General features: G+C 42.4%; 19 protein-coding genes and 1 pseudogene. 9 read left to right on the forward strand and 11 right to left on the reverse strand.

The features are described from left to right. Window positions 1–142 precede the first annotated feature (142 nt). Together J2X69_RS15940 and J2X69_RS15945 are read left to right on the forward strand one after the other, a co-directional pair. On the forward strand, window positions 143–781 hold the full coding sequence (locus J2X69_RS15940; RefSeq protein WP_310105360.1) for a CPBP family intramembrane glutamic endopeptidase: 639 nt from the start codon (window positions 143–145) through the stop codon (window positions 779–781). Window positions 782–1,130: 349 nt separating this feature from the next. Beyond that, the gene (locus tag J2X69_RS15945) at window positions 1,131–1,772 is read left to right on the forward strand and encodes a CPBP family intramembrane glutamic endopeptidase (protein ID WP_310105362.1); all 642 of its coding nucleotides are present in this window, start codon (window positions 1,131–1,133) and stop codon (window positions 1,770–1,772) included. A 612-nt stretch (window positions 1,773–2,384) separates the two neighbouring features. Here the strand turns inward: J2X69_RS15945 and J2X69_RS15950 are convergent. From J2X69_RS15950 to J2X69_RS15975, 6 genes are all read right to left on the reverse strand, one after another. Further along, window positions 2,385–2,753 carry a hypothetical protein gene (locus J2X69_RS15950; RefSeq protein ID WP_310105363.1) on the reverse strand — a complete coding sequence of 123 codons (369 nt, stop codon included), beginning with the start codon at window positions 2,751–2,753 and terminating at the stop codon, window positions 2,385–2,387. Continuing rightward, the gene (locus J2X69_RS15955; protein WP_310105365.1) at window positions 2,731–3,723 is read right to left on the reverse strand and encodes a Fic family protein; all 993 of its coding nucleotides are present in this window, start codon (window positions 3,721–3,723) and stop codon (window positions 2,731–2,733) included. The genes J2X69_RS15950 and J2X69_RS15955 overlap by 23 nt, the downstream gene beginning before the upstream one ends. Window positions 3,724–3,776: 53 nt before the next feature. Next, window positions 3,777–4,229, reverse strand: a complete 453-nt coding sequence (locus J2X69_RS15960) for a hypothetical protein (RefSeq protein WP_310105368.1) — start codon at window positions 4,227–4,229, stop codon at window positions 3,777–3,779. A gap of 1 nt (window position 4,230) precedes the next feature. Next, window positions 4,231–4,746, reverse strand: coding sequence for a helix-turn-helix transcriptional regulator (locus J2X69_RS15965; protein WP_310105369.1), 516 nt, complete (start codon window positions 4,744–4,746; stop codon window positions 4,231–4,233). A gap of 145 nt (window positions 4,747–4,891) precedes the next feature. Then, the gene (locus tag J2X69_RS15970) at window positions 4,892–5,488 is read right to left on the reverse strand and encodes a hypothetical protein (RefSeq protein WP_310105372.1); all 597 of its coding nucleotides are present in this window, start codon (window positions 5,486–5,488) and stop codon (window positions 4,892–4,894) included. 152 nt (window positions 5,489–5,640) lie between these two features. Beyond that, complete coding sequence (locus J2X69_RS15975; protein ID WP_310105375.1) at window positions 5,641–5,793, reverse strand: hypothetical protein; 153 nt, start codon at window positions 5,791–5,793, stop codon at window positions 5,641–5,643. Between the two features lie 236 nt (window positions 5,794–6,029). On the opposite strand from J2X69_RS15975, the gene J2X69_RS15980 reads away from it, so the two are divergent. Together J2X69_RS15980 and J2X69_RS15985 are read left to right on the forward strand one after the other, a co-directional pair. Next, entirely contained in the window at window positions 6,030–6,290 is a 261-nt protein-coding gene (locus J2X69_RS15980) for a hypothetical protein (protein ID WP_310105377.1), read from the forward strand. Between the two features lie 189 nt (window positions 6,291–6,479). After that, a pseudogene (locus tag J2X69_RS15985) lies at window positions 6,480–6,794 on the forward strand (DUF2335 domain-containing protein); the annotation flags it as partial. 118 nt (window positions 6,795–6,912) lie between these two features. On the opposite strand, the gene J2X69_RS15990 reads toward J2X69_RS15985, so the two are convergent. After that, window positions 6,913–7,203 carry a helix-turn-helix domain-containing protein gene (locus J2X69_RS15990; protein ID WP_310105383.1) on the reverse strand — a complete coding sequence of 97 codons (291 nt, stop codon included), beginning with the start codon at window positions 7,201–7,203 and terminating at the stop codon, window positions 6,913–6,915. Window positions 7,204–8,171: 968 nt separating this feature from the next. Here J2X69_RS15990 and J2X69_RS15995 point away from each other — a divergent pair. The 3 genes from J2X69_RS15995 (at window position 8,172) to J2X69_RS16005 (ending at window position 14,719) form a co-directional block, all read left to right on the forward strand. Beyond that, window positions 8,172–9,947, forward strand: a complete 1,776-nt coding sequence (locus tag J2X69_RS15995; RefSeq protein ID WP_310105386.1) for a hypothetical protein — start codon at window positions 8,172–8,174, stop codon at window positions 9,945–9,947. Further along, window positions 9,944–13,129, forward strand: a complete 3,186-nt coding sequence (locus J2X69_RS16000) for a SusC/RagA family TonB-linked outer membrane protein (RefSeq protein ID WP_310105388.1) — start codon at window positions 9,944–9,946, stop codon at window positions 13,127–13,129. The genes J2X69_RS15995 and J2X69_RS16000 overlap by 4 nt, the downstream gene beginning before the upstream one ends. 207 nt (window positions 13,130–13,336) lie before the next feature. Next, a complete protein-coding gene (locus J2X69_RS16005; protein ID WP_310105391.1) occupies window positions 13,337–14,719 on the forward strand; it encodes a RagB/SusD family nutrient uptake outer membrane protein in 1,383 nt (460 codons plus the stop codon). 59 nt (window positions 14,720–14,778) lie between these two features. On the opposite strand, the gene J2X69_RS16010 is transcribed toward J2X69_RS16005, so the two are convergent. From J2X69_RS16010 to J2X69_RS16020, 3 genes are all read right to left on the reverse strand, one after another. After that, on the reverse strand, window positions 14,779–15,063 hold the full coding sequence (locus J2X69_RS16010) for a DUF6520 family protein (RefSeq protein ID WP_310105394.1): 285 nt from the start codon (window positions 15,061–15,063) through the stop codon (window positions 14,779–14,781). A gap of 1,226 nt (window positions 15,064–16,289) precedes the next feature. Next, complete coding sequence (locus tag J2X69_RS16015) at window positions 16,290–16,700, reverse strand: MauE/DoxX family redox-associated membrane protein (RefSeq protein ID WP_310105396.1); 411 nt, start codon at window positions 16,698–16,700, stop codon at window positions 16,290–16,292. Between the two features lie 755 nt (window positions 16,701–17,455). Further along, window positions 17,456–17,602 (reverse strand): hypothetical protein, encoded by a 147-nt coding sequence (locus tag J2X69_RS16020; protein WP_310105399.1) that lies wholly within the window; start codon window positions 17,600–17,602, stop codon window positions 17,456–17,458. Between the two features lie 20 nt (window positions 17,603–17,622). Between J2X69_RS16020 and J2X69_RS16025 the strand changes: the two genes are divergently transcribed. Both J2X69_RS16025 and J2X69_RS16030 read left to right on the forward strand, forming a co-directional pair. Beyond that, window positions 17,623–18,732 (forward strand): histidine kinase, encoded by a 1,110-nt coding sequence (locus tag J2X69_RS16025; protein ID WP_310105402.1) that lies wholly within the window; start codon window positions 17,623–17,625, stop codon window positions 18,730–18,732. Further along, window positions 18,701–19,429, forward strand: a complete 729-nt coding sequence (locus J2X69_RS16030; protein ID WP_310105406.1) for a LytTR family DNA-binding domain-containing protein — start codon at window positions 18,701–18,703, stop codon at window positions 19,427–19,429. The genes J2X69_RS16025 and J2X69_RS16030 overlap by 32 nt, the downstream gene beginning before the upstream one ends. Window positions 19,430–19,438: 9 nt before the next feature. On the opposite strand, the gene J2X69_RS16035 is transcribed toward J2X69_RS16030, so the two are convergent. Next, window positions 19,439–22,072, reverse strand: a complete 2,634-nt coding sequence (locus J2X69_RS16035; RefSeq protein WP_310105409.1) for a lantibiotic dehydratase — start codon at window positions 22,070–22,072, stop codon at window positions 19,439–19,441. Window positions 22,073–22,788 lie beyond the last annotated feature (716 nt).

The following is a 22,788-nucleotide window of genomic DNA, read 5'->3' on the forward strand; positions in this document are numbered from 1 at the left end:
TTGACCAAATAACTCCACTTCTTCCTGACAACCAACCTATTGTCACCAGCTGTCAGTATATAATTTCGCTACTGGCAGAATCCCGTATATTCATATTGTTTTATTCTTAACCTGGATATTTATAAAGTCGGAAAATAAAATATTGGCAAACTACAATCTGGTGTGGAGAAAAAACACACTGCTGAAATTTTTTAAAGGATTAGCTATTGGCGCAGCTGCTTGCGCAACAATCATTCTGATTTTAGCCTTATTTGGAGGACTTAAAATCCAGAAAAATCCCGAAGCACTAAGTCTTTGGACACCATTTCTATATTTAGCTATGGTACCTGCTGCATTTATGGAGGAAATCGCATTCCGATCATATCCGTTCATCAAGCTAATTAAAGCATTCGGAATAAGAATTACTCAGTTAATTGTTGTGATTGCTTTTGCTTTATACCATATACCGCTTGGATGGAGTATCCTGTCAGCTTTTTTGGGACCGGGAATATGGGCATTAGTGTTTGGAATAGCAGCAGTTCGATCTAAGGGAATTGCACTTCCAACTGGAATCCATGTAGGCCTAAACCTAATTCAATCAATATTTGGAATGAGTAAAGGTATTGAGTCTTTCTGGTTGACTTCACAGGATGAAAATACTTCTAGTTTCATAGATAATTTGGTTACCAGAATTCTTGTTTTACTAGCAGGAATACTTTTGACAGAGTATTACATTCGTCGGTCGTCCGACTATCAACAAGCATGGAATTTTAGAACGAAGAAATCAAGAATCAAAAGTTAGAAATGTAAAAACCACTGCTGGCAACAACTAGGTTTTAGTTACGTGCGTGGCACGAAAGATGAACCCTCTGCTGCAAGAAGCAGGGGAGATGCCTGTAGTGATTCGTCTCACCCAGCTTGTTTGAGCATTGGAAATTGGTTCAGCCTTAAGTACTTTTAGTACAAAGCGATTTATAAACATGAAGAGCTCCCGCCACTGCGGGAGTTCTGTGGGAAGGTGAGGGTGAAATTCCTTTGCCTGATCCGATTAGCAGTCAGGCTAAACCAAAACTCAGAAGGACAAGATGACACTGAATTTGACAATAATTATAGCGGGATTTGTCGGGATAATTTTTCCAACATTTATTCTAATGACTTATCAAAAAGTAAATTCGAAGATAAATCAAGACGAAAAATATCGCTTGACCGATTACAAACAAACCCTACTCATATTTTGGAGTTTGACATTATTGATTTTAATTAATTATTTCGTTTACAAACAACCGACACTTAATTTTTACCCAAAATTTTCCTTAGTAAGCATTGGGCTGACAATTTTAGTGATGGCTTTTGCCTTTTTTCAATATACGACAACAAAAGTTTCGGCAAACAGCGCAAACATGGTTAAAGAAAAGCTGAAAGACGTTTATCATTATTTGCCGAAAACCAACAAAGAACTAAACTGGTTTTTGTTTCTTTCTATTAGTGCAGGAATTTGTGAAGAAATGATGTTTCGTCTATTTCTTTTTGAGTTTCTAAAAGAAAACACAAACCTGATAACCGCTTTCGTGCTGACAAATATAATTTTTGCGATAACACATATTGGAAGTGGAAAAAATAACCTAATCAGTTCATTTATCTTAGGTTTGTTGTTTTCCGCTATTTACTATATCACTGATAACATTTGGATAGCAATTATTTTGCATAGTTCAATTGACATAAATACTGGAATTTTAGGTTATAGAATAAACAGGACGACAACCAATGAGAACTCATCAAGCCCGAACCACTAATACGGGTAACCGTTGCACAACCTCCTTTTAACTTCTTGATTTTTCGGATTCCGATTTAGGGAGTGTGCGATATTTGCTTAATGGGCTGTGGCTGTGGAAAAAATTTCACTCGGGTTTTTCTCCTGAAATCCAATAGAAGGAACCGATAAGCCGGATAAAGCCAGCGGTATTACTTCATAGCTAAGGAAAAAGGAACCAAACCCGTCGTCACCCGCATTACAGATCCGGAACAGGACCATGAACCGCACTATCTATTTTTATCTGAAAAAGGATGCAATGGGATGCTGATTATTCTGTGTACAGACCATAAAACACCGCATTTCCTTCACATTTTCCGTCATTTCCCCGAAAAATGTGGTTGTCTCATAAGTAGATTTTCTTGTCAGGCTGAGCGAAGTCGAAATGGGCTTAATTAGCGCATAAAAGGCTTCGACTTCCCGACAAGGCGAGGCAAGCTGCTCAATGTGACAATTATGAGTTATGAGAGAGCCTCATGTTTTCCTATCATTTTTTCCCCTTTCTTGCCACTGCTCTTTACCATCAGAAAGCGCACCCAACTTTTAGCACCCAACCGGGCATAAATCCGGAGAACCTTTTAATCTAGTGGAAGCACTAGCTTGAAAAATACAATCTCACAATCGCCTTCTCTTCAAGGGAGAGCCTGTCCCGAGAAGTGAAGCGATTCGGGAAGGATGGGAGGAGATCAAAAAGCATGGAGCCGTACGTTTTTTGCAAAACCGTCTTATGGCTCTTGTCCAGTTTGAAATTAATGGAATTATTTAGCTCTAGTTTGATATAATATCGGGATGTGAAATTAGACTCTTCATTACCTTCTTTTTTTAATCCGAATAACTGATAGGTAAGGATAAATTCTGAGGCGTCTTCATAAATGATTTTTCGAATAGTTTCAATTCGGTTTTTGTGATTATCTGCATCATCTGAAGATCCAAGCCATTTTTCATGTCTGAAGTAAAAAATCATCGAAAGCACTACAGGTAGTAATAAATTCCTTCCAGAGGGGCACGACTGAATTGTCATAGAACTCTAAAACCATTGATTTAGATCTTACGAATGGCTTTTTGCTCGTAGAATCACTGACCAACTTCGCCTTTAATAATGTAATCTCCTTATCTAGATCATCCTCCTCTTCGATTGGTTCTCCCTTGGCTCCTGAGATCATTATTTCCAGAGAGCGGATCAGGTTGGAAGAAATGTATTCAAAAAACGGTTCGATTATTCCTGCATGGGTTTGTCGCAATGCGGCAAAATAATTCGACTTATCTTCGGTTTTGATGATCAGCGGAGGATAGCCAAAATGAATTAAGATGAAATTCATTAGAATACGTGCAAGCCTGCCATTCCCATCATCAAAAGGATGGATCCGGATAAATTTATAATGGAATTCCGCAGCAAGCAGTATGGGATTGACATCCGGCTGTGCGCTTTCGGTACGGTACCATTCGAGTAGGTCATGCATTTGGTAGGGTGTCTCTTCTGGCGTTGCAAACCTGAATAATTCTCCCGTTTTAGTCAATACATGATTCGGAACAGATTTATACTGGCCTACTTTAATCAAGCGCTTTGTTGGATTCCCATCAGGAGTGATGGCATCTACTTCATAGGGTTCTTTGAGTAGGAGCGTATGTAGCTCTCTTATAAAAGTTTCTGTCAAAGGGTAATCTCCCTTCACCACATCCATAACCCATTTGACGGCTTTGTCATGATCGACGATCTCAATGTGATCCTTTAAGGGCTTTCTCTGAGCAGTAATTCCAAAAAGAATCAAGGCCTTAGTTTCGCCAAAGGTCAGCGAATTTCCTTCCAGATTATTGGAATGGTAATTCCAATCCAGTCTGAATTTCTGCATGATAAGCTCTTCCCACTCCTTGGGGATAGGAGGTAGCTGATTTAATTCATCTTTTAACACTGCGGCTTTGGTAAAGGTGTCCATGCAGATTCTTCTAAAGATAATCTTTGGTGGTTGCCAAAAGAATCATTCTAAAATTAATCTTCTTTTTCAGACTCAGAGAAGGAATGGATCACCTCTCCGTCTATTAGATCATTCAAATTGATGGTAGGAAGGATTAGACGGTTGAATGCCGTGTTTTTTGTTTCTGAATGAAGAATACCTCTGGCAGTTCCTATCAAAAGGGTCATCATATGAAGAGCTGTAGGTTTGGGTAGCTTTATCTGTTTTGTTTTAGCATCCAGCAATGAATTCCATGAATTTTCCTCAACCTCAAAGTAAACAGCTACTTCTAAGACAAGAAAAGGGGATACTTCACCTTTGTATTTAATTAGAGAAGAACAGCAAACAATTCTTTTTTTAAAGTCTGGGAATGTAAAATTGGCCCCAAATGAATATTGGAATTTTTCTGCCTTCGAGTCATAAGCTTCAGGAAGGAGTGCAAATTGCAATGTGTCGATTTCCTGAAGCCTGAATTTTATATTGTCCATATTAAATTTCTTCTGATATAAAACCTTCAGATTCTACCCATACTTTTTTAAGTTGACGGGATTTATTCCGTGCTGTGACAATTGGCATTAAGCACTCTTCACTTTCAAAATTAAATTCTCTTGGACTGCTAAGCATTTTATATCTTTCATGAGCTGTTTTAATGGCTTTTTGCTTCATTTCCTCATAGGAATCATTTACAAAAGCAGGGGTGAGTGGGTTACTCATTGAACCTCCATAAAATCTTGTTTTTTCTATAGTAACCCCGATCGAGCCGGTCCCCAAATGTAAGATCCTAGAAGAACTTTTTTGAGGTTGAAATGCAGTATCAGTATTGGAGTGGTTTTGCGCTGCTTCTAGATCTACTGCTTTAATTAATTCAATTTTAAGGGCAGATTCAATCTTCTCAATAGTCCCTAAAGTAAGATTTTCTCTTCCTTTCAGAATTTTACTGATATGCTGAGGGCTAACTCCTACCAGTTTCCCCAAGTCAGTCTGTGAAATCCCATTGGTCTTCATAAAATAAGCCAATTGAGTTGCTATCATCCCGGACTTCCGTGATTCTTGGCGAACTGATTTCCTTTCCTCCGCTTCCTTTTTCCACTCCGTATCTTTTTTGGAGTTGTTAAGAATGTTCTGAATATGTGGGTTAAGTTTCATAGAACTATATTTCACCTTCTAACTTATCTAAGAGATCCGAATCGATCTCAGGGTCGTTAAATAAATAATTGTAAACTTTTTGTAGCTTGACCAATTCAAGGTCAAGCCCTTCTGACTCTTGCATTTTCTTTGATAACTTTATTCCGCCGCCAGATATGAAATAAAGATTCTCACTATATCTTATGGCATAAAATCTAAGCCAACTATTATCGTAAATTCCATAGGCTTTGAATTCGGCATTGTCCGATTCTTTGCGGATTTCTTTATGGAGTGGTTTAAAAATATCATCTAAGGTTTTTCCCTTTTCGGTCCCGCTTGCCAATTTCAATATTTCCTCTTCGAATTCGCTAGCTTCTTCAATTGTCCAATTAATAGCCTTGGTAATTTCTACGTCAGCGCCTGGATCTCCGTTGATTAATTCGTTCCAAAAGCGGCTTTGAAGCTTTTCTCGGTTTCTGAAGAAGTAATCAGCCAGGTAATCTCTATCCGTCCATTGGTTCAGAAGTCTTCGAAATTCATTGACGCCCCCATAGCTAGTCTCATCATAGACTACAGAGTAAAGAACTCCTTCTAGAATTTCAAATGTATCTATTAACTTCACTATTACAACTTATAGGTTTAAAAAAATGTTCACAAAAGTAACTTTTTTTTAGACAATCTTCATATTTGAAGAAATATTGACATTAGAGAGACTAAAGTCTCGAAAATTCTATCTCTTCCATTATTTTGAAAATAAGGATATGGATTGGTAATTCATAATGCTTCTTTCCCACCGGGTTGCTCTTCCGTCAGTCCTTCCCACTTTACCTCAGGAGTATCCACTCCAATCAAACGGATCTTCTCAGACTTTCCAGCATCCATTTTACCCAGAACGTGTCTCCGTCCACAAACCTGTGTATTTTGCAAGGATCATGACGTTCTTGGTCGGGGAGTAAAGAGTTGAAAAATAGAGGATTAATACTGTGAATAGTTGATGACGTGTAGACCATAGCATGAAGTCTACTGATTCGGAGTTTTTTGGAATTTAAAGAATATTTCTTTTCTTTAATAGAGTTTGGTATAAACAAATCAATTAAGGTTTGTAAGCGTTATTTTGTAAGCGTTATATTTCCAAACCCATTTGAAAAGAACTCTAATCGGCTATGAAAACTTTTGATTTAAATCAATTCTCGTACAAGCAGAAAAGGTTTAAAACAGATTACCTGTTTGCTACCCCTACATTCCTTAAAGGAGTTGGATCAGTCATCAATATTTTTGGTGGGAGGATCGCTCACGTTTCATTCAAAAGTGATAAAGAAGCCGATCTAGAAGCTATCCGAAATGACTTTGGTATGATCGGTCAGGATGTTGCCGATTCATTTGATAAGTTAAAGGAAGAATCCGAGTTTTCTTTTGAAAAGTAAAATGTCCGAGAATCATCCACAAAAAAAGCAGAGCAATGAAATTCCTTCGAAAGCTGAAGAGGAAATCTTAGATAGGATTGATCCGGAGATTTTAAAAGGTGTGCCTAAGAATAAAGGAGCAGAGATTGCAAGCCTAATTTATAGTGTGCAGCGAACGCACTCTGGTCCTTTGCCTTCCCTGATTATCTAAAAGAATATTCAAGGCTAATTCCAAATGGTGCAGAAAGGATTATGCAAATGGCAGAAAAGCAATCAGCCCATAGGATGGCAATGGGAAGAAAAGCTCTTTCAAGTCATGTAAACCAAGGTTATATAGGCCAGGTTTTTGGATTGATTATCGGTCTCTCAACAATCGCAGCTGGGGTCTATCTCGGGCTTAATGATCAGCCGACATTAGGTGCTGTTATTGCGGGAGTTGGTATTACCGGTTTAGTAACGGCATTTATAAAAGGGAGGGATATTGAAAGAGAGGAAATGGATGCAAAACCTAAAAAATCAAAATAGATAATAAGCTCAGAGAGTGTTTTTGGGGTTATATTGACTGTTTTGTAAATGATTTTTTAATCAAACCACCCTCTTCCCCTCCTCAGTAATCACATACCTCTGCTTCGGACTGTTTCACCTACTCAGATTTAGTGATGCTTTTAATGAATTCATCAGGAATCTTTACTCCTTCAAAGAATTTTTCAATCGTCATTTCATTGTAGCTATGAATAATTCGAATTAGGGTAGAAATCCGAATGTCAGATTTTCCATTCTCATATTTGCCATATTGGGTTCTATTGATTCCTTTGTCATAAGAAAAGACATCGTGATTTGTATATCCTTCTAGTTTTCGCAGAAACTCCATTCTATCTCCTATGGATTTAAGTAATTCTGCTTTTGGCGTAAGTTTTTCATTTGGATTTTTCATGCTGGCAATCACATAATTGCCTTAAATAATTGTTACTCCTTATTAGGAGTATTCAATGAAATCCTCTATATTAGCAGTAGATATTTTAGAAAAATCTCGGATATTTTATTCAAAAGGATAACTTTGATCGATATTCGAAATAATTTCTAAGCGTTCGCACTTAGTGTCTCAGAACTGAAAACGGCCAATTTTCTTTATGGAACGAGACAAAAGTGGGAATGCTCACGCCATTGGCGTGGGCTACTCGCTTGCTTGTTCCAAGGTGCTTGGCCGTACCTCAGTTCCTGCAAGAAGGAGAGTCCACTCCATTGGCTTTTTTTCTTGGGGACTATCGTTATAACCCAAGTATCATGGAACAGATGGTGATTTTTTCTGGATTATGTAGCTTCCCGGGATCAGTATTCCGGAAGAAGGATTTGTCTGCGCTTTTTTGCATTGGGTCACATTGCTCATTACCTATTCCGATATCCATCGGAACCTATTACATCCTTCCAGAGGAGCAGGGCATCGCCGCGGTAGATCGCCTGTATCCCCTGAAGCCCAAGAATCCTATCTAAGGGTTCCGGCCATCGCCGATTAAGGAGGCTGCGCGCGCCTCTGAGCAGATCGGTTACTACACATTTATTATTGGTTAAAACTATTGCTGGTTCGACGGGCTCACCACAAGTGGTTGGTCGGTTGGGACGAGGTGGGATTACTATGTCTTGTGGGAAGTAGCAAGTATCTGGTATCAAGTAGCAAGAGGGTAGAGGTAGGAGCCTAGATGCTAGATTCAAGAAGCTAGAGACTGGAGTCGAGTGCTAGTGGGGGACTTCATCATTCTTCATTCATTATTAAAATGATGGAAGATTCCGATTGAGACTGCCCCGTCGCCCTCTGGGCTTCTCGTAATGACGGTACTCACATCGGACATCGGACATATGTCACCCTACTTCCGTCTCCCGTCTTCCAGCTTAAACACTAAAAGCATGAAAAAACACATACTCACATGCTTCCTGGCATCGCTGTGCCTATACGGAAGCACCTCCACAGCACAAGTTGCTGATTCACCCGGGGCGGATTTTCTTCATAGGTCGCAGCCCCAGGTCTCCCCTGATCCGGGAGACTCCCATCGGGGCGGAGCAATCCGTCCCGATACTTTGCCGGAGAAAAATGGTTTGGTTGATCACTCCGGCCAAGGGCAGGAGAGCGCAGGCTCTTCTGCTACGGTGGGGGAAAATAATCAAGTACTAATCTATGTGGAGCTAGCCAAAAAAGGAGAGTTGGATACGCTGACCTTTGAGACAATTCCTTTTCAGGTGTCAAAGCTCCATCCCAATTACAGACAGAAGGAAGAACATGTAGTTGGTAGAAGGGGAAATTTCTTTGAGGGCATAGATCCGCTGCTGGATCAGCTTTTCCTTTTTAGAACTGTGGATTACACTGCGCCGGGCTATTTCAGTATTAAAAGGGGAGAGCATGCCTTTCTGGATAATTATTTGGTGTTTCCAGGTGACTCCATCAAGATCCGTATCAATTCAACAGCCAGCCGGATCAGCTTTGCAGGGCCCGATGCGGCGTTGTTTTCCTGTCAGTATCAGATGGCACTGGCGGCAGAGGAGGCCAGATTTAATAGGCCTGCACGAATGACAACTGATAATCCCGAAGAATTATTGGCGAGAGGCAATTATAGATCACTCTATGAGACAGCCAGGAATAGTTTCGGTGGTCATATGGAGTTGGTTCAATATGGGTACGAAGAAAAGGAGCTCATACTACGTGAGTGGAGAACTGAACTGGAGGGTTTGGCGGAATGGGAGGTATTGGAATCTTACCGCTCTAGGATTTCTCCTGAGGCTTATGCAATTCTCAAGGCAGATCTGATAGGGAATTACCGTGCGGAAATTTTAAAAAGGTTCAGGGAAGAAATGTATGGGATGGCAGTCAGAAATCAGGATCAGCAGTTTGTGTCTGAGCTGAATGGCCTGTTTCTGGATGAATTTATCCTGCCCGATCCTGTGGGACTTTCTGACAGTGCAAAAAGTCAGTCCAGCGGATGGCTGTCCTATCACTATGAGCTGGCATACCTGAAATCACTGACCACCTCCACAGCATTCACCAAGCTGGTCAGGGAAGACTATGAGGGAGATCTCCGGGCTAAAATCAGTTTAAAGTTTTTGGTGGATAAGTTTCAACAGATTCCCAAAAAGACAGCTCTGATTAACCGTATCGCCCCACTGATGAGTACAGCGGACCAGCTGGGTCAATTGGAGGAATACAGTTCCAAATACATTTCCGGGGTGCCTATCCAGGACTTTAAGTTTGTGGATGAGTCTGGGGATAGCTATTCCAAGGAGGAATTTAGAGGGAAACTGGTGGTCTTTTACTTTTGGACCACCGGCTGTGGTGCCAGTGAGAATTTTTATAGGCAGAGCATTCAGCAATTGGCCGGGGAATACCAGGATTCTGATGCGGTGGAACTTGTTTCGGTGAACGGCTCATCCGATGCCGGGACTTGGCAAAAAGGGCTTTCCATGGGGCACTATACCTCAGATAACATGCTAAACCTATTTATCGGGGAGGAAGCGGAAGAGTGGAAGCGCAATTACAACATCCACCTCTTTCCCCAATTGATGATGATGGATGCGGAAGGCAGAAATCTGGAAATCCTATACCTGGGCCAAAGCGCCGGGGGTATCCAAAGCCAGATTGAACAGGCTGTGCATCGTTCCGATTTGTCCACTTTAAATCCAGGCACTCCATGAAGAATTTACTAACACTCTTATTGGGTATGTTAATCACCCTTGCCTGTTTTGCCCAAAATAATCATGCGGTGAAGGGAACGGTCATAGACCGGGAAACAGGGGAAACGCTGCTGGGAGTACTTATCAGAGTGACTCCGGTCGGGATAAGCCAGGTTTCAGGTGATCTGGGAGAATTCTCATTGCTACTGCCTTCAGGAAAGCACGTCATCACCTTTTCCCACTTCGGATACATACCCCAGACGCTGGAGCTGAGTGTGGAGGCCTCTCTGGAAGATGATCTGGAAATAAGCCTGGTAATGTCAGATCAGGAACTGGCGGGGGTAGAGGTAGTATCTACCGGCTACCAGCAACTCCCCAAGGAGCGCGTTACCGGTTCATTCGTGCAGGTTGACCAGGAGCTGGTCAACAGGAGCGTAACCCCAGATATCCTTCAGCGACTTGAAAGTGTCACACCCGGTCTGATCTTTAACAGGGATAGGACAGGTGACCAAAACAATATAAGTATCCGGGGTACAAGCACGATATTCTCTGAAAATCAGCCACTGATCGTAGTGGATAATTTTCCGTATGACGGGCCTATCGACCAGATCAATCCCAACGATGTGGAGTCTATGACCGTGCTGAAAGATGCGGCGGCAGCCTCCATCTGGGGTGCCAGGGCAGGGAACGGTGTAATAGTAATTACGACCAAATCTGCCAAATACGGACAGAGTTTGAAAGTATCCCTGAATGCGAATGTCACCCTGACTGAGCAGCCTGATTTGTTCCATGCTCCCCAGATGGATGTTTCGGATTTTGTGGATGTGGAGGAGATGCTATACAATCAGGGATTTTACAACAGCTTGTACAATTCCACCCGCAACAGACTGGTATCCCCTGTGGTGGAAACACTGTTTGCGTTACAAAACGGAGATATTACCGGACAGGAAGCCGAACGCCTGATGGCCGGTTTCCGTAGTACGGATTTTCGTGATGAAAAGGCCAGGCACCTGATGCGTTCTGCGGTCAACCAACAATATGCGCTGGATATAACTGGGGGAGGAACTAAGTCTAAGCATGTTTTCAGCCTTGGTTACGATAACAATCTGCCCGCAGAAAAGGGGAACAGCAGAAATAGGCTTACACTTAACAGCCGGAACAACTGGAAATTTATGGAGGATAGGCTGGGTGTCATGGCTGGGATTTATCTGAGCAGGCAGCAGGCGCAAAGCGGTGCTCCGGGGACAGGTGGGCTAGATCCGTATGCAAAACTTGCTGATAATGAAGGTAACCCCCTTCCTGTGTATTATGGTCTAAGCAACCGTTTTGTGCAGGCGGCACCTGAAAACGGATTCCTTGATTGGAGTTATGTACCGTTGAATGAAGTGGGATTGGATCCTTTGCGTTCAGCATCCCAGGATTTGCGACTGAATACCCAATTGTCCTACCGTATCCTGGATGGATTAAGTGCTGAACTGTCCTACCAGTTTTGGCAGAATCAGAACAGACAATCCCAACTATATCCCATGCAGAGCTACTTTGCCCGAAATCTCATCAATACCTATACCCAGACCGATCCCCTTGGTGTCAAGACTTTTCCCATTCCCCGCGCAGATATATTGGACAGAACCTTCAGTTTTGGGCGAAGTCATACCTACAGGGGAATGGTGTCTTTTGACAGGGTATATGAAGGCCGCCATGCTGTCAATGCAATTGCAGGATTTGAAGTGAGGGATTTCCAGAGTGAAACGGATCAAGCAAGGACCTATGGATACTCAGATGCTACGGGAATAATAGAACCGGTGGATTACCTGACAAGATGGACTAAGGCGTCAGACCGTTTTACAGCCACCATACCTTTTGCGAATGGTTTTACGGCCAATACAGACCGGTATCTGTCTGCTTATATCAACGCAGGCTACACCTTGGACAATAAGTTTTCGGTTACGGGAAGCATAAGAAGAGATGCATCCAATCTTTTCGGGGTGAATACAAACCAGAAATTTGTTCCTTTATGGTCAGCAGGCTTAGGCTATACCCTCAGTGAGGAGAATTTCCTTCAGAGTACGTTTGTTGATTTTATAAGATTAAGGGCGTCTTATGGATTTAATGGCAATACTGACAAGCGGGTCACTGCATATCCAAGCGGCAGATTGTTTCCGGGGTCTATAAACCATTTTACGTATCTGCCATTCACACGGATAGACCTTCCCGGCAATCCTGAACTGCGTTGGGAGAGAATTAAAATTATCAATCTAGGAACTGATTTTAATCTTTTTGGCGACAGGTTCTCAGGTACCCTTGAATGGTTTTTTAAAAACGGCCTGGATATTATCGGCGATTACTCACTTGCCAGTTCTACAGGATTCAGCAGTTTACGGGGGAATTACGCGAATACTTTAACAAAGGGATTTGACTTTTCTTCGAGGGTGGGTATCCTGAAGAGTGAGTTGCGATGGGATGCCAATTTCTTCCTGAGCCATCTCAATGAAAAGGTTTCTAAATACGAGGGGAAGAGTCTGGCATCAAACTATCTACAATATGGATCGGGAATAGGGGGTATTTTCCCCTATGAAGGAAGACCGTTGGCGGGAATTTACAGCTATGAATGGGCAATGTTGGATCCAGTTACAGGCGCGCCGAGAGGGGTTCTGGAAGGACAGCCCAGTACGGATTACAGTGCGATTATCGGGCAGACCACACCGGAGGAACTTGTCTTTCACGGTTCGGGGAGACCAACCTGGTTTGGTGCCTTAAGAAATGACCTGTATTACAAAGGCTTAAATCTATCTGTCAATATAAGTTATAGGTTGGGATACTATATAAGAAGGCCGAGTATTGACTACTATACGCTACTGGGTGGAGAAATCAGCCATAGTGATTATGCCAGACGCTGGTTGTCTCCGGGAGATGAACAGATTACCCAAATCCCTTCCATGCCCGAGGTGCGGGATTCCCAACAGTCAGCCTTCTATCTCAACTCAGCGGCATTGGTAGAGAAAGGTGACCACATCCGGCTGCAGGATATTCGTCTGTCCTACACAATTCCGGAAGGCAAGAGCATACTAAGTAATGCTGAAATATACTCCTATATCAATAATGTGGGGCTTCTGTGGAAATCAAGCGATGAGGTTGCTGATCCGGATTTCCAGTTTTCCAAACCTATGAGATCTTATGCCTTAGGTATCAGAATGTCCTTTTAATCCAAAACCATGGAAAGGGAAGAATAGGTGTTTGGAGCTTGCGGAAAAAATAAATGACATGCTTGACTCCCCCGCTTCTTCTTTTTTTATGGGATACCCAATAAATGACTACACTTATGAAATCGAGCATGACTAAAAAGTCACACACTGGCATGATTATAATCGCTGCGAGATTCCATGTGACCATTAAAATCAAATTGTAAACACATGAAACATACAACATTATCCAAAATTCCCGGTCTCTTGTTGCTGGTTTTGGCCGCAGTTTTTGGCGCTACGGCTTGCGAAGATTATCTGGATGAAAAGCCTTCAAAATCGCAGGTAATACCTACCACACTCAGTGAACTGGAAGGATTGTTAAACGATAACGCCTTAGGCATGAACAAGGATTTGAATCCCGGACATATGGCTGTGGATGATTTTGAGCTCACTCCAGGAGCATTCATGCAGCTGAGCCAGCTGGAGCGCAACAGTTATCTTTGGGAGCCAGATCCGTTTTTGGAGGATGTATCCTCTGTATGGGCATCTTATTACAGGCAGATTTATAATGCAAATCTGGCGCTGGAAGGGCTTGAAAAACTGAAAGATGGGCAATCGGGGAATGCTACTATCGGCCACCTGAGAGGGAAGTGCTTGTTTACAAAAGCACAGGCTTATTTCTTTCTGTTGCAAGCCTATTCAGATCCTTATGACCCGTTGTCTTCCGATGAGAAGTTGGGAGTTCCGATCCGGAATACCACAGATATTAACATAGGGTCAGTAAGACCTAGTCTGGAAGAGTCTTATAGGGAAGCGGAGCAGTTGCTGATACAGTCCCTGGAATATCTGCCGGAACGGGATGAATCCAGAAAAACCCCTTCAAGATGGGCAGCGTATGCGTTAATGTCCAGATTATATCTAATCATGGGGAGTTATGAAAATGCGCTTGAAAGTGCGGATAAGGCCTTGTCTATAGGAGATGAACTATTCAATTATAACGACCTGAACCCGGATGATATTTATCCTTTTCCCGAATTTGGTATGGAAAACATCTACAATGTAACACTGGGAGTTAGGGCTTTTTGGACTTCTACCGGAACCGCCGTAGCAGCTGATTTATATGCTAGCTATGACAGTACTGATCTTCGCAAGTACCTGTTTTTTGAAGAAAGCCCGGAAGAGGTTATGATCTTTAAAGGATCATATACAGGGAACTATGAAAAATTTTCCGGATACTCTGTAAATGAACTTTACCTTACTAAGGCAGAATGTTTGGCAAGATTGGGCAGGTTTCAGGCAGCCAGCGAGACAATAGACAGTTTACTTCGGGTGCGGTATGCTGAAGGGGAATATGAGAATGTCGGAGAGGTTTTGGATACTGATCTGTTGGGATTTATTCTGGCTGAGCGGCGAAAGGAGTTGGTTTTTAGAAATATCCGGTGGTTGGATTTAAGAAGACTGAACAATGACGAAAAATTTCAAAAAACACTGACCAGAACAATAGCTGGTCAATCGTATTCCTTGGAGCCTGAATCTTACAAATATGTATTTCCTATCCCTATGGACGAGATAAGGCTGAATGGATTGATTCAGAATCCTGGGTATAATTAAAAAACAGGAGTGACTGAAAAGTCACTCCTGTAGCTTTTGCAAATTCTATGGAGGATTTATTAATCTTCAAGAATTGGCAAATCGCCATTTTTCTGGAACACACCTGATTCTACCATTGGGCTGTTTATGTCCGGCTCGGAATAAGTACAGGCAATTGAAGAATCATTACACTGATAGGTGCTTGGGCCGGGTGTGACATTGGTTAAATCATACCAGTCTGTGGAAGATCCTCCAACAGGCCGGTATTGTTCAACGAATGTAGGTTCCGCAAAATTCATGGCCATGGCCAGGGTTGCTCCGAACACTAATCCCAGTGCAGGAAGCAGGTTTTTAAGTGATTTCATAATTGAGTGGTTTGTGGGAGTTGCCTCCCGGTTTAACTTAATAGGTACTCAGTTCCACTGATCCGGAGTCCCTTCCGTGGACTTCTTCCTTCATGAGGAATCCGCCCAAGGACTCCATATCAGCGGGTGAACCGTCCGGGTAGCCCCGGTTCGGGAGCCGGTTCCGCTCCCTGCACCGCCGAGTGTTGACAGCTTCCTCACTCGCTGTCATTGAGGAAGACGGTGCGGTAATTAGATTAAATGTCCAGAGACCGTTGTCTTTGGAATTTGTTAGTTGTGCTATTTTTTGCAGCCCGTGCTTTAAAACCTTGGGCTGTGGGCGGCGGCTCCACCTCCGCCGCCCTTTATTGTTTTGATTTGCTTGTGTTTAATGATAAATAATTAGAATTATAGTTTAAATTTGTGATATAGAAATGTTATGTTTCTATATCAATGAAAGCTTAACAACCTGTTAAAAGCCTGGGGCATCCGCCTTGGGCTTTTTTGGTGGGGTTTGATAAAGACCATAAATATCCGGCACTGCTGATCTCTTCCCCTAGGATTTCCAATCGGATAGTTTATATCATCAAAGAATCAGATACTCACAGACCATTATTCAACCAATTCACTTTTTCATCCTCCTGCATTAACTCCCGTTTCCCACCGGATCTGTAGGCAGGAGGCAATGGCCTTTGATCTTTTTTTACCATGGGTTACGCCTCCGGCTCACCCATGGCTATTCAAAGTTTTACCCCTTCAGGGTAATTCCTAAATTTTTAAATTCTCACCAATCTCTCCGGGCATCTCTGTGGTCATCCAATCTTCCAATTTTTCAATCACTTATCTAAATAACTCAGCTCGTGCAAGTCTCCTGACTGCCTCCTGTGACTCTCCCGATCCCTTCTTATTTATCAGCTCTGTGTCTGAAAACTTCAATTTTCCACTACTTCCGTCTCCGTCTTGCTGGCACAAAGCTCCCTTCTCCGAATAATGTCCCAAGGCCAGCGCTGACTGAATCCTGTATCTTTTGCCCAGGGTTGCTCCCTTCGTTTCTCAGGTCTCCACCCTAGGCTACCTACCAGACCTACCTACGGCCGGCTTCTTTTCTACAGGACTTGCGTATGAAATAAATCAATCCAAGTTCTCACCACGCTGTACAGGTTAACCTTTAACCCCTTAACCTTTTAACCCTTAACCTTTAATCTCCAGCTTTCAACCGCTTAACCTGTAAGGTCTCCGTGTATCTCTCATTTCCTCTGTGAATCTCTGTGTCTCAATCCCCACACCGCCAATCCAATAAAACCCAGATTCATCCAAAAGTGGGCCGCCCAGCCCAGGCTGTTCAGTATTCCCGCACAGTTGCACGGTACCCTGGGAAAAGCTCCCACCCAGATCAGTCCCACATAGGTGATAAATACCGTCAGCAATAAAATACTTCCCAAATATCCCCACCATCGGGTCACCGAAAAGAGTAGGAGCACGGCGAGCAGCAACTCTGCGATCGGTACCGCATAAGCCAGCACTTCGGCAAGTTCTCCGGGAAAGGTCTGGTTGTGAAATGAATCCCGGCTTGCCCCAAACCGTAGGAGTTTGTCCATCCCTGTATAAATCCAGAGCAGGATAAGGAGGGTTGTGGGTAGTTTTGAAAGTGCGTTCATATTTGTAGCGGTAATCCATACTTATTGTGATTCGGTTTCTGTCACTTTTTTGGCTTTAGTTTAGTTGGTTTACTGGTCCAACTGCCAGATTATCAGCAGTAGGGAGTTTTTCCTGAGCTTGGATAAATGTCACAAGAAAAGGAAATCTAAAGCAAGGAAATGGTGAACATTGCAGGGTTATCGGTGAAACTCGCAGTCAGATCTGTGTTTTTGCCTGAATCAGCTTATGATTTTTTGATATATCGGAATAGACGAAGCAAGGCTGCCCTCGAGATTTTTGTTCGATTGGTGTGGATAGTCGGAAGAGGGGCATATCAAGCTATAAAAGAAAAAATAGGTAAAGTTCTATTGTACAATAGGTTGTAGTGATTATATTAGTTTGTTTTATAGCATTAATACTTTTTTGGGCTAGTCTGAAAATAGAAGGTGGAACTCCAATTTTAGACTAAGTATACTGAATGGGCGTTTGGCTTAGCTGTCGGAATCCAGCTGTATAGGCAGATTCGGGTCGGATGAATGAAAATCTTCGAAATATTTATTTTTAGATTTTCCCATCAGGTTCCTTAAAAGTGTGCGGCGATATTATTCCTCTATAGTTAGGAATTAGAATTTTGCAAAAAAGAAGAACCTACACGTTGGCAGGTTCTTGAGAACCGGAAGAATTTATAAGGTAGTGGTTTACCTTAAAAATATCCGGTACAGTTGGCGGACTTCGGCAGAAGTCTTACTAAATCAGATCAGCCCGGTTTCACCGGTTAAGCACGTGTAATGGTGGTACGGCACTCCCTGAAGAAGCTTCCTGTTACCTTGCCATTTTTGCTGTTGCTTTTTTTCTGATAGCTGATTTTCCGGATGGATAAGAGTGCTTTTTGACATTCCTCCAAAGTTTGTTTGTTGGTCATAACGTATAATTTTTTGTACCATGGAAACTAGTGATTCCAAGGATGGCTTTGGCCATTCAGGTGTAAAAGGCAGGGTTTCGGGTGTAATTGACATGCTTTGCAAGCCTACCCAATACCCCCTCTACCTGCTCTTCCTGATTTTTCTTTTCTATGCAGTCGTTGATCTGGTCTCCACCTTCGTTGAATTCGGTAAAATCGACGGATGGTTAATGGCACAGTACCATTTTGTAGCGGGATATCTTATTTGTGCAGTATATTTTAAACTTGTACTCCCAGAGTATTTTAACCATAAAAGACGGATCAGGGCGGTATTATACTTCCTATTACTGCTTTTCTCATTGGTGGTGATCAAGCTTCTAATCCATAATTTCCTATCCGGTAGACTCCCTTTATCCAAGGGTTTTCTTATAGATGAATTTAACAGGGTATTCCATTTTTTGATTTTAACCTCGGCGGTCTGGGCTTATTATAACAACCTTGAACTGGGGAAAAGTAAGTATGAAGTGGAAATCAAGCATGAAAAGCTGAAGGTGATGCATCGGTCCATGCAGCTGAGTTCCCATTTTGTATTGAATTCTTTAAGTGTCTATATGGCCAGGATAATCAAGCTTTCACCGGACCTGGCAACAGAATTTTCCAACCTGATCTCTTTGCTCAGGTATAGTTTCAAGGAATTTGGTGAACCCAATTTTCTGAATGAAGAAGTAAAGGCAGTGGACAAATACCTCCAAATCCAGAGCATGCGGTTTCCAAAGCTTTCATTAATTGCAGCCATTGAGGTAGCCCCAATTGCAAAAATGCTTCCCATGCCCAAGTTATGTCTCCTTACGTTGGTGGAAAATGTATTTTTTCACGGGGATTATTCCGATGTGGACCATCCCTGTATTATTAAGTTTCTGCTCGCTCATGAAGAACCTACTATGGAGTGGGTGTTCAAGGTCAACATAGCCAACAGTGTACAGAACAGAGGGATAAAACTTCGTTCAGGCTTTGGAGCCTCGGCTGTTTTCCGTGTACTGGAACATGAGTTCGGCGATGGATTTCAATACAGGGTTGAATCAGACGAGTCAAATTATTCCTTACAGCTTACAATACATTATGGGAAAACGATACAAAATAGGTCTGATTGACGATGAGGAGCATATTCTGGATATCCTGATTCAAGAAATCTCCATGCTTCCGGATTATGAAATTGGGTTTGCTACTTCCGATCCCTTCTTGGGTTTGGAACATGCCCGGGATGGAATGGCTGATATCCTGATTACCGATATTTTGATGCCTGAACTGGGCGGACTCGAAATATCAAGGAAACTGATTGATTCAGGCATTCCGGTGATTATCTGTTCAGGTCACTCAAGGTATGCTATCCAGGGGTATAAAGTGGATGCCCTTCATTTTTTGGAGAAACCACCTGAATCCGTTGATCTGGCTGAGGCACTGGAAAAGGCAAAGAAGAAACTGGACACCCTGTACTGGGTCAGAAAGGAAATAGAGGGAGAAATTCGGGTGATAAGCGATAAACTCGGGTATAGGCAGCAGGTGTTTAATCCCTCCCAAATCTTATACATGGAACAGCAGAACAAAAAGTCCATCGTAAAACTGGATGATGGAAGTGAATTTTCTATGCCTTCTTCCTTCTTGGAAAGTCTGAAGAAGCTCCGGTCCAGATATATGGTCAGGGTGCATCAATCGTATGCAGTTAATATTCTAAAGGTGAGCAGACTTCATCCTGAGGAATGTGAGCTAGTCTCAGGGGATATGATAACTATGAGTAGAACCTACAAGGAAGAGGTGAGACGTATTTTTGAAAACAGAAGAATTAATTGAGTGGGTCACCTATGCACCTTGGACATGTTGGGATTTTGGCCAGGATGTGGTAGTTACACTTGGATTGGTATATAGCTGTTTTCCCAGTTCTCTATAGAGCCTGTATTTGATCCTGCGTTCATGGTGTAAGGTTTCTTGGGGGACAAAACGGTTGACCATCATGTGCAGGTGGTTGAGTAGGAGAGGAACCGCGGATTTTCTACCGGCATAGAAATACTCATGGGAGCGGATGGTGCTAAGGTATTTGTCAATGGCGAACTCCTGGTTGTCATTTTTTGAAAGATACTTAAACCCTGACTTGTAAGTTTTGATCAGATCGGATTGAATGCATTTAACATCTTCCTTTAGCTCCTCAAACAACTCATAGTAATATGGTGACTGGGTTAGGATGAGGAGCCAGATTCTGGCAATAAGGTCTTCTTTATATTTTGGGGAACAATTCAGAGGTAAAATTTCACCGGTTTTTGTGGCTAGGAATTTCGATTCCAGATGGAACAGGCGGTGGGATGTGTCCAGCCCTTTGATTCCATATTTGATGGTTTCCGGGAAATAGGGAGCTGTTTTCCAGTCCCAGTTTTCCTGTGAGAACTTATAGCCGAGCTGGCTTAACAATTCCTGTTGCGGTTCAGGGGCTATATCCAACAAACGAAGCCGGATTTCTGTTGCCCCGTTTTTGTCATAGATCAGAAAAAACCAACAAGGGACTTTGGTGTGAATCCCCTCTATCTCCATATAGTGGAATATCCGCTCCAATACTTCGGGAACTTCAGAATCGCATACGACAATGGTGAAACATAGGCAATTTTTCTGCATTTTGGTGATCGGATTGAAATACAAATCTGGCTTTGGGATATGCTGTGGTCTGGAATAGTGAAATACAAACTGGGGATAGGCTGATGTTCCTTCTGCTGATCGGAAAACCCCAGACGGAAACCATACCGGATTAGTAAGGTTAAGGGTTGTATTGCGTTTGAGCTCGTGCCACAGAATCTGCATATCATCTGGGTTATCCCTATCTAACAATAGCTCCCTATCCATATTTCCTGCAAGGATTTTCTTGGGGAGCCCCATCTCATTCAGTTTTTTGGTCAGTTCCTTTTGGTCTGAAAGACTTTCCCTGTCCAGCTTCCACCTGCTGCTCTGTATGCATAGTTTTCCCCAATTGAGTTGTGGACAGTAGAGGAGATTGGAAAGGGTATTGCTGTGGTAGGGCAAAAATCTATACCTGTCCTGATGGGCAGTTTCCCAGAGCAGCCGAATAATGGGGTGGGTGATCTGCGCTCCGTTTAGGGGATGCATGATTACAGGTATTACCTTTTTGCCGGTAGGTTTATGAATCAGTTGGATTTGGTTTTGGTAGATTCCAATGTACAGTTCATCGAATCCCAGCTGGTTTTTCCTTTGTGGAGCGAAGGGTGTGATTTCATAGTCAAAGATATTGGTGACGTTACAGATATGTTGTATTGCGGCTGATTCCTGAAGCCGGATATGGGCATAGATATGCTCCTTATTTTGGTAAATGTTGTTTTTTATTTTTCTGGAATAGGCTTGTATCCCAGAATCCCTGTTGAATCTTCCGGTATAGACAAAGGGACGGTTGCAGACCATATTTTCTATGACCGGATTACCGATGGCGTCAAGTCTGAACAGTATCTGGATATCGTGGATTCCATCATCCGGTTCTTTGTTAGGAAAGAGTTTCTTTAAGTCTATGAACTTTTGGTCCTGATTTCCCACTACTGAGGTAGCAAAATCTTTTTGGATTGTAGGTTTGCTTCGATGCCGGAACTGGCCGGAAAGAAATTCACTGTGGGTCAATAGCCCATTTAGATTAACATAGCGGTCATCAAAGGAATTCGTAAACCATTTTGTGAATTCCTGTAAATAGGTGCTTTCTTCTTTTGAAAAAAGACATCCTGCGGCATCAATAAACTGCAGCAGTTGCTTTTTGGTGCTTTCAGGGATTTCAGGGTTGTTTTCCAAAACCATGTCAGTCCCGCCCGTAGGCTGATCTTCATTTCCATGCTCAGGGACAAAGAAACCTGTATCCAGAATCTGTTTCCAAAGGTTTTCTACCTGTCCTGTTTCCATACCCGGCTCTTGGGGATGGAGCAGCTGTTGGAATCGCTTGAAATTTAAGGGTTGCTTGGTTGCGCTTTGGATCAGCGTTTCAAATAGGCTGTTTTGAAGGAGCTTGCACCCTGTCCAGTGTTGGCCAATGGTATCGTAGACCATGGCATGGTAATATCCGTGTTTTTTGTGGATGCCGGGAACCAGATGGTAATCGGATTCAAAGTGGTTGAGGTTTGATACTTTAGGGGTAAGAGATCTATCAGGCTTATTTTCTGTTATATGCGCTGCCTGAAGCGGGAATTTAAGATTCATTTCTTTTCCCCAATTTCCCAAGCCTACCCCGGCAAACCTCCCGAATGGAGTGGGGCGGAAGCGGCCCCGAAGCAGATATTTCCTGAGTTTGATTCTGAGTTTATTATCCAGCTCCTCAAACCGTTTTTTTTCCAGTTCCCTGTAAAAAACGGGGGAAGAGAGTTTGATGGCTTCGAGGATTGTCTTTCGGTTTTGCTCAAGTACTGCCGGGTCTTCTATGTCAAAATGGAACAGTGGAATGCGGTAAAGGAAATTCATGGCGGATTGTTTTTTCTTCAATCCTACCCAAATGAGCAATTGGGTTGATATTTATGGTGAAAGTAGGAGGGATATAGGTGTAACTTACAGGCGGCAGGTGCTTTTTGGGAAGTATTGGGTCTGTAAATCAGTTAAAAAGTACATTACATTCCTTTCTCCGGTGGTTTTTAGGCTGAGGGGCTTTGGTTTGGTTGGTTACTGGGGAATTAAATCCATTTTTTGAAGTGGTTTATAAGCGTTTTTTGGGTGGATTTTTTGGAAGTAATAATATTCAGGAAAGCAAGTTTCCGGTATAAACAGTAGGGATTTTGGTATAACTCGCATCCCGTTCAGTTTATTCTTTGAATAGGGATGCATTCAAGACTTTACTCAAAGATGATAATTAGCAAGAAACGGGTTTTTAACATACTATAAGCGGATGACCTTTGGATTAACAAACTTCTAACAGGTGCATCTATTAAGTGAGCCTTCTATCCTGTATTTTGGGATTTTCTGATGCATGGATAAAGACCTATTGTGGTCAATAAGCTTGAACTTGCTAAAAAACCGTTCGCATCAAAAATGGGTTAATCATTCAAAATGATAGCTTTTGATCTATTGCCGGCGTTTTTCAGCATGCCCTATTTATAGAAAATAGGGTGGGGATGGTACTGGCACTCTGTTGGTATCTGCCGTCAATAACTGGGGAATATCTCATCAATTGCGTCTGTTTTTTC

Source organism: Algoriphagus sp. 4150 (assembly GCF_031457395.1).
Taxonomy (GTDB): Bacteria; Bacteroidota; Bacteroidia; order Cytophagales; family Cyclobacteriaceae; genus Algoriphagus.

Coding starts and splice junctions, on each gene's coding strand:
- J2X69_RS16010 (WP_310105394.1), bottom strand. CDS start 15,063: ATGAAATCACTTAAAAACCTGCTTCCTGCACTGGGATTAGTGTTCGGA.
- J2X69_RS16015 (WP_310105396.1), bottom strand. CDS start 16,700: ATGAACGCACTTTCAAAACTACCCACAACCCTCCTTATCCTGCTCTGG.
- J2X69_RS16030 (WP_310105406.1), top strand. CDS start 18,701: ATGGGAAAACGATACAAAATAGGTCTGATTGACGATGAGGAGCATATT.
- J2X69_RS15960 (WP_310105368.1), bottom strand. CDS start 4,229: ATGGACAATATAAAATTCAGGCTTCAGGAAATCGACACATTGCAATTT.
- J2X69_RS15950 (WP_310105363.1), bottom strand. CDS start 2,753: ATGATTTTTTACTTCAGACATGAAAAATGGCTTGGATCTTCAGATGAT.
- J2X69_RS15990 (WP_310105383.1), bottom strand. CDS start 7,203: ATGAAAAATCCAAATGAAAAACTTACGCCAAAAGCAGAATTACTTAAA.
- J2X69_RS15980 (WP_310105377.1), top strand. CDS start 6,030: ATGAAAACTTTTGATTTAAATCAATTCTCGTACAAGCAGAAAAGGTTT.
- J2X69_RS16000 (WP_310105388.1), top strand. CDS start 9,944: ATGAAGAATTTACTAACACTCTTATTGGGTATGTTAATCACCCTTGCC.
- J2X69_RS15965 (WP_310105369.1), bottom strand. CDS start 4,746: ATGAAGACCAATGGGATTTCACAGACTGACTTGGGGAAACTGGTAGGA.
- J2X69_RS15955 (WP_310105365.1), bottom strand. CDS start 3,723: ATGGACACCTTTACCAAAGCCGCAGTGTTAAAAGATGAATTAAATCAG.
- J2X69_RS16005 (WP_310105391.1), top strand. CDS start 13,337: ATGAAACATACAACATTATCCAAAATTCCCGGTCTCTTGTTGCTGGTT.
- J2X69_RS15945 (WP_310105362.1), top strand. CDS start 1,131: ATGACTTATCAAAAAGTAAATTCGAAGATAAATCAAGACGAAAAATAT.
- J2X69_RS16035 (WP_310105409.1), bottom strand. CDS start 22,072: ATGAATTTCCTTTACCGCATTCCACTGTTCCATTTTGACATAGAAGAC.
- J2X69_RS16020 (WP_310105399.1), bottom strand. CDS start 17,602: ATGACCAACAAACAAACTTTGGAGGAATGTCAAAAAGCACTCTTATCC.
- J2X69_RS15995 (WP_310105386.1), top strand. CDS start 8,172: ATGAAAAAACACATACTCACATGCTTCCTGGCATCGCTGTGCCTATAC.
- J2X69_RS16025 (WP_310105402.1), top strand. CDS start 17,623: ATGGAAACTAGTGATTCCAAGGATGGCTTTGGCCATTCAGGTGTAAAA.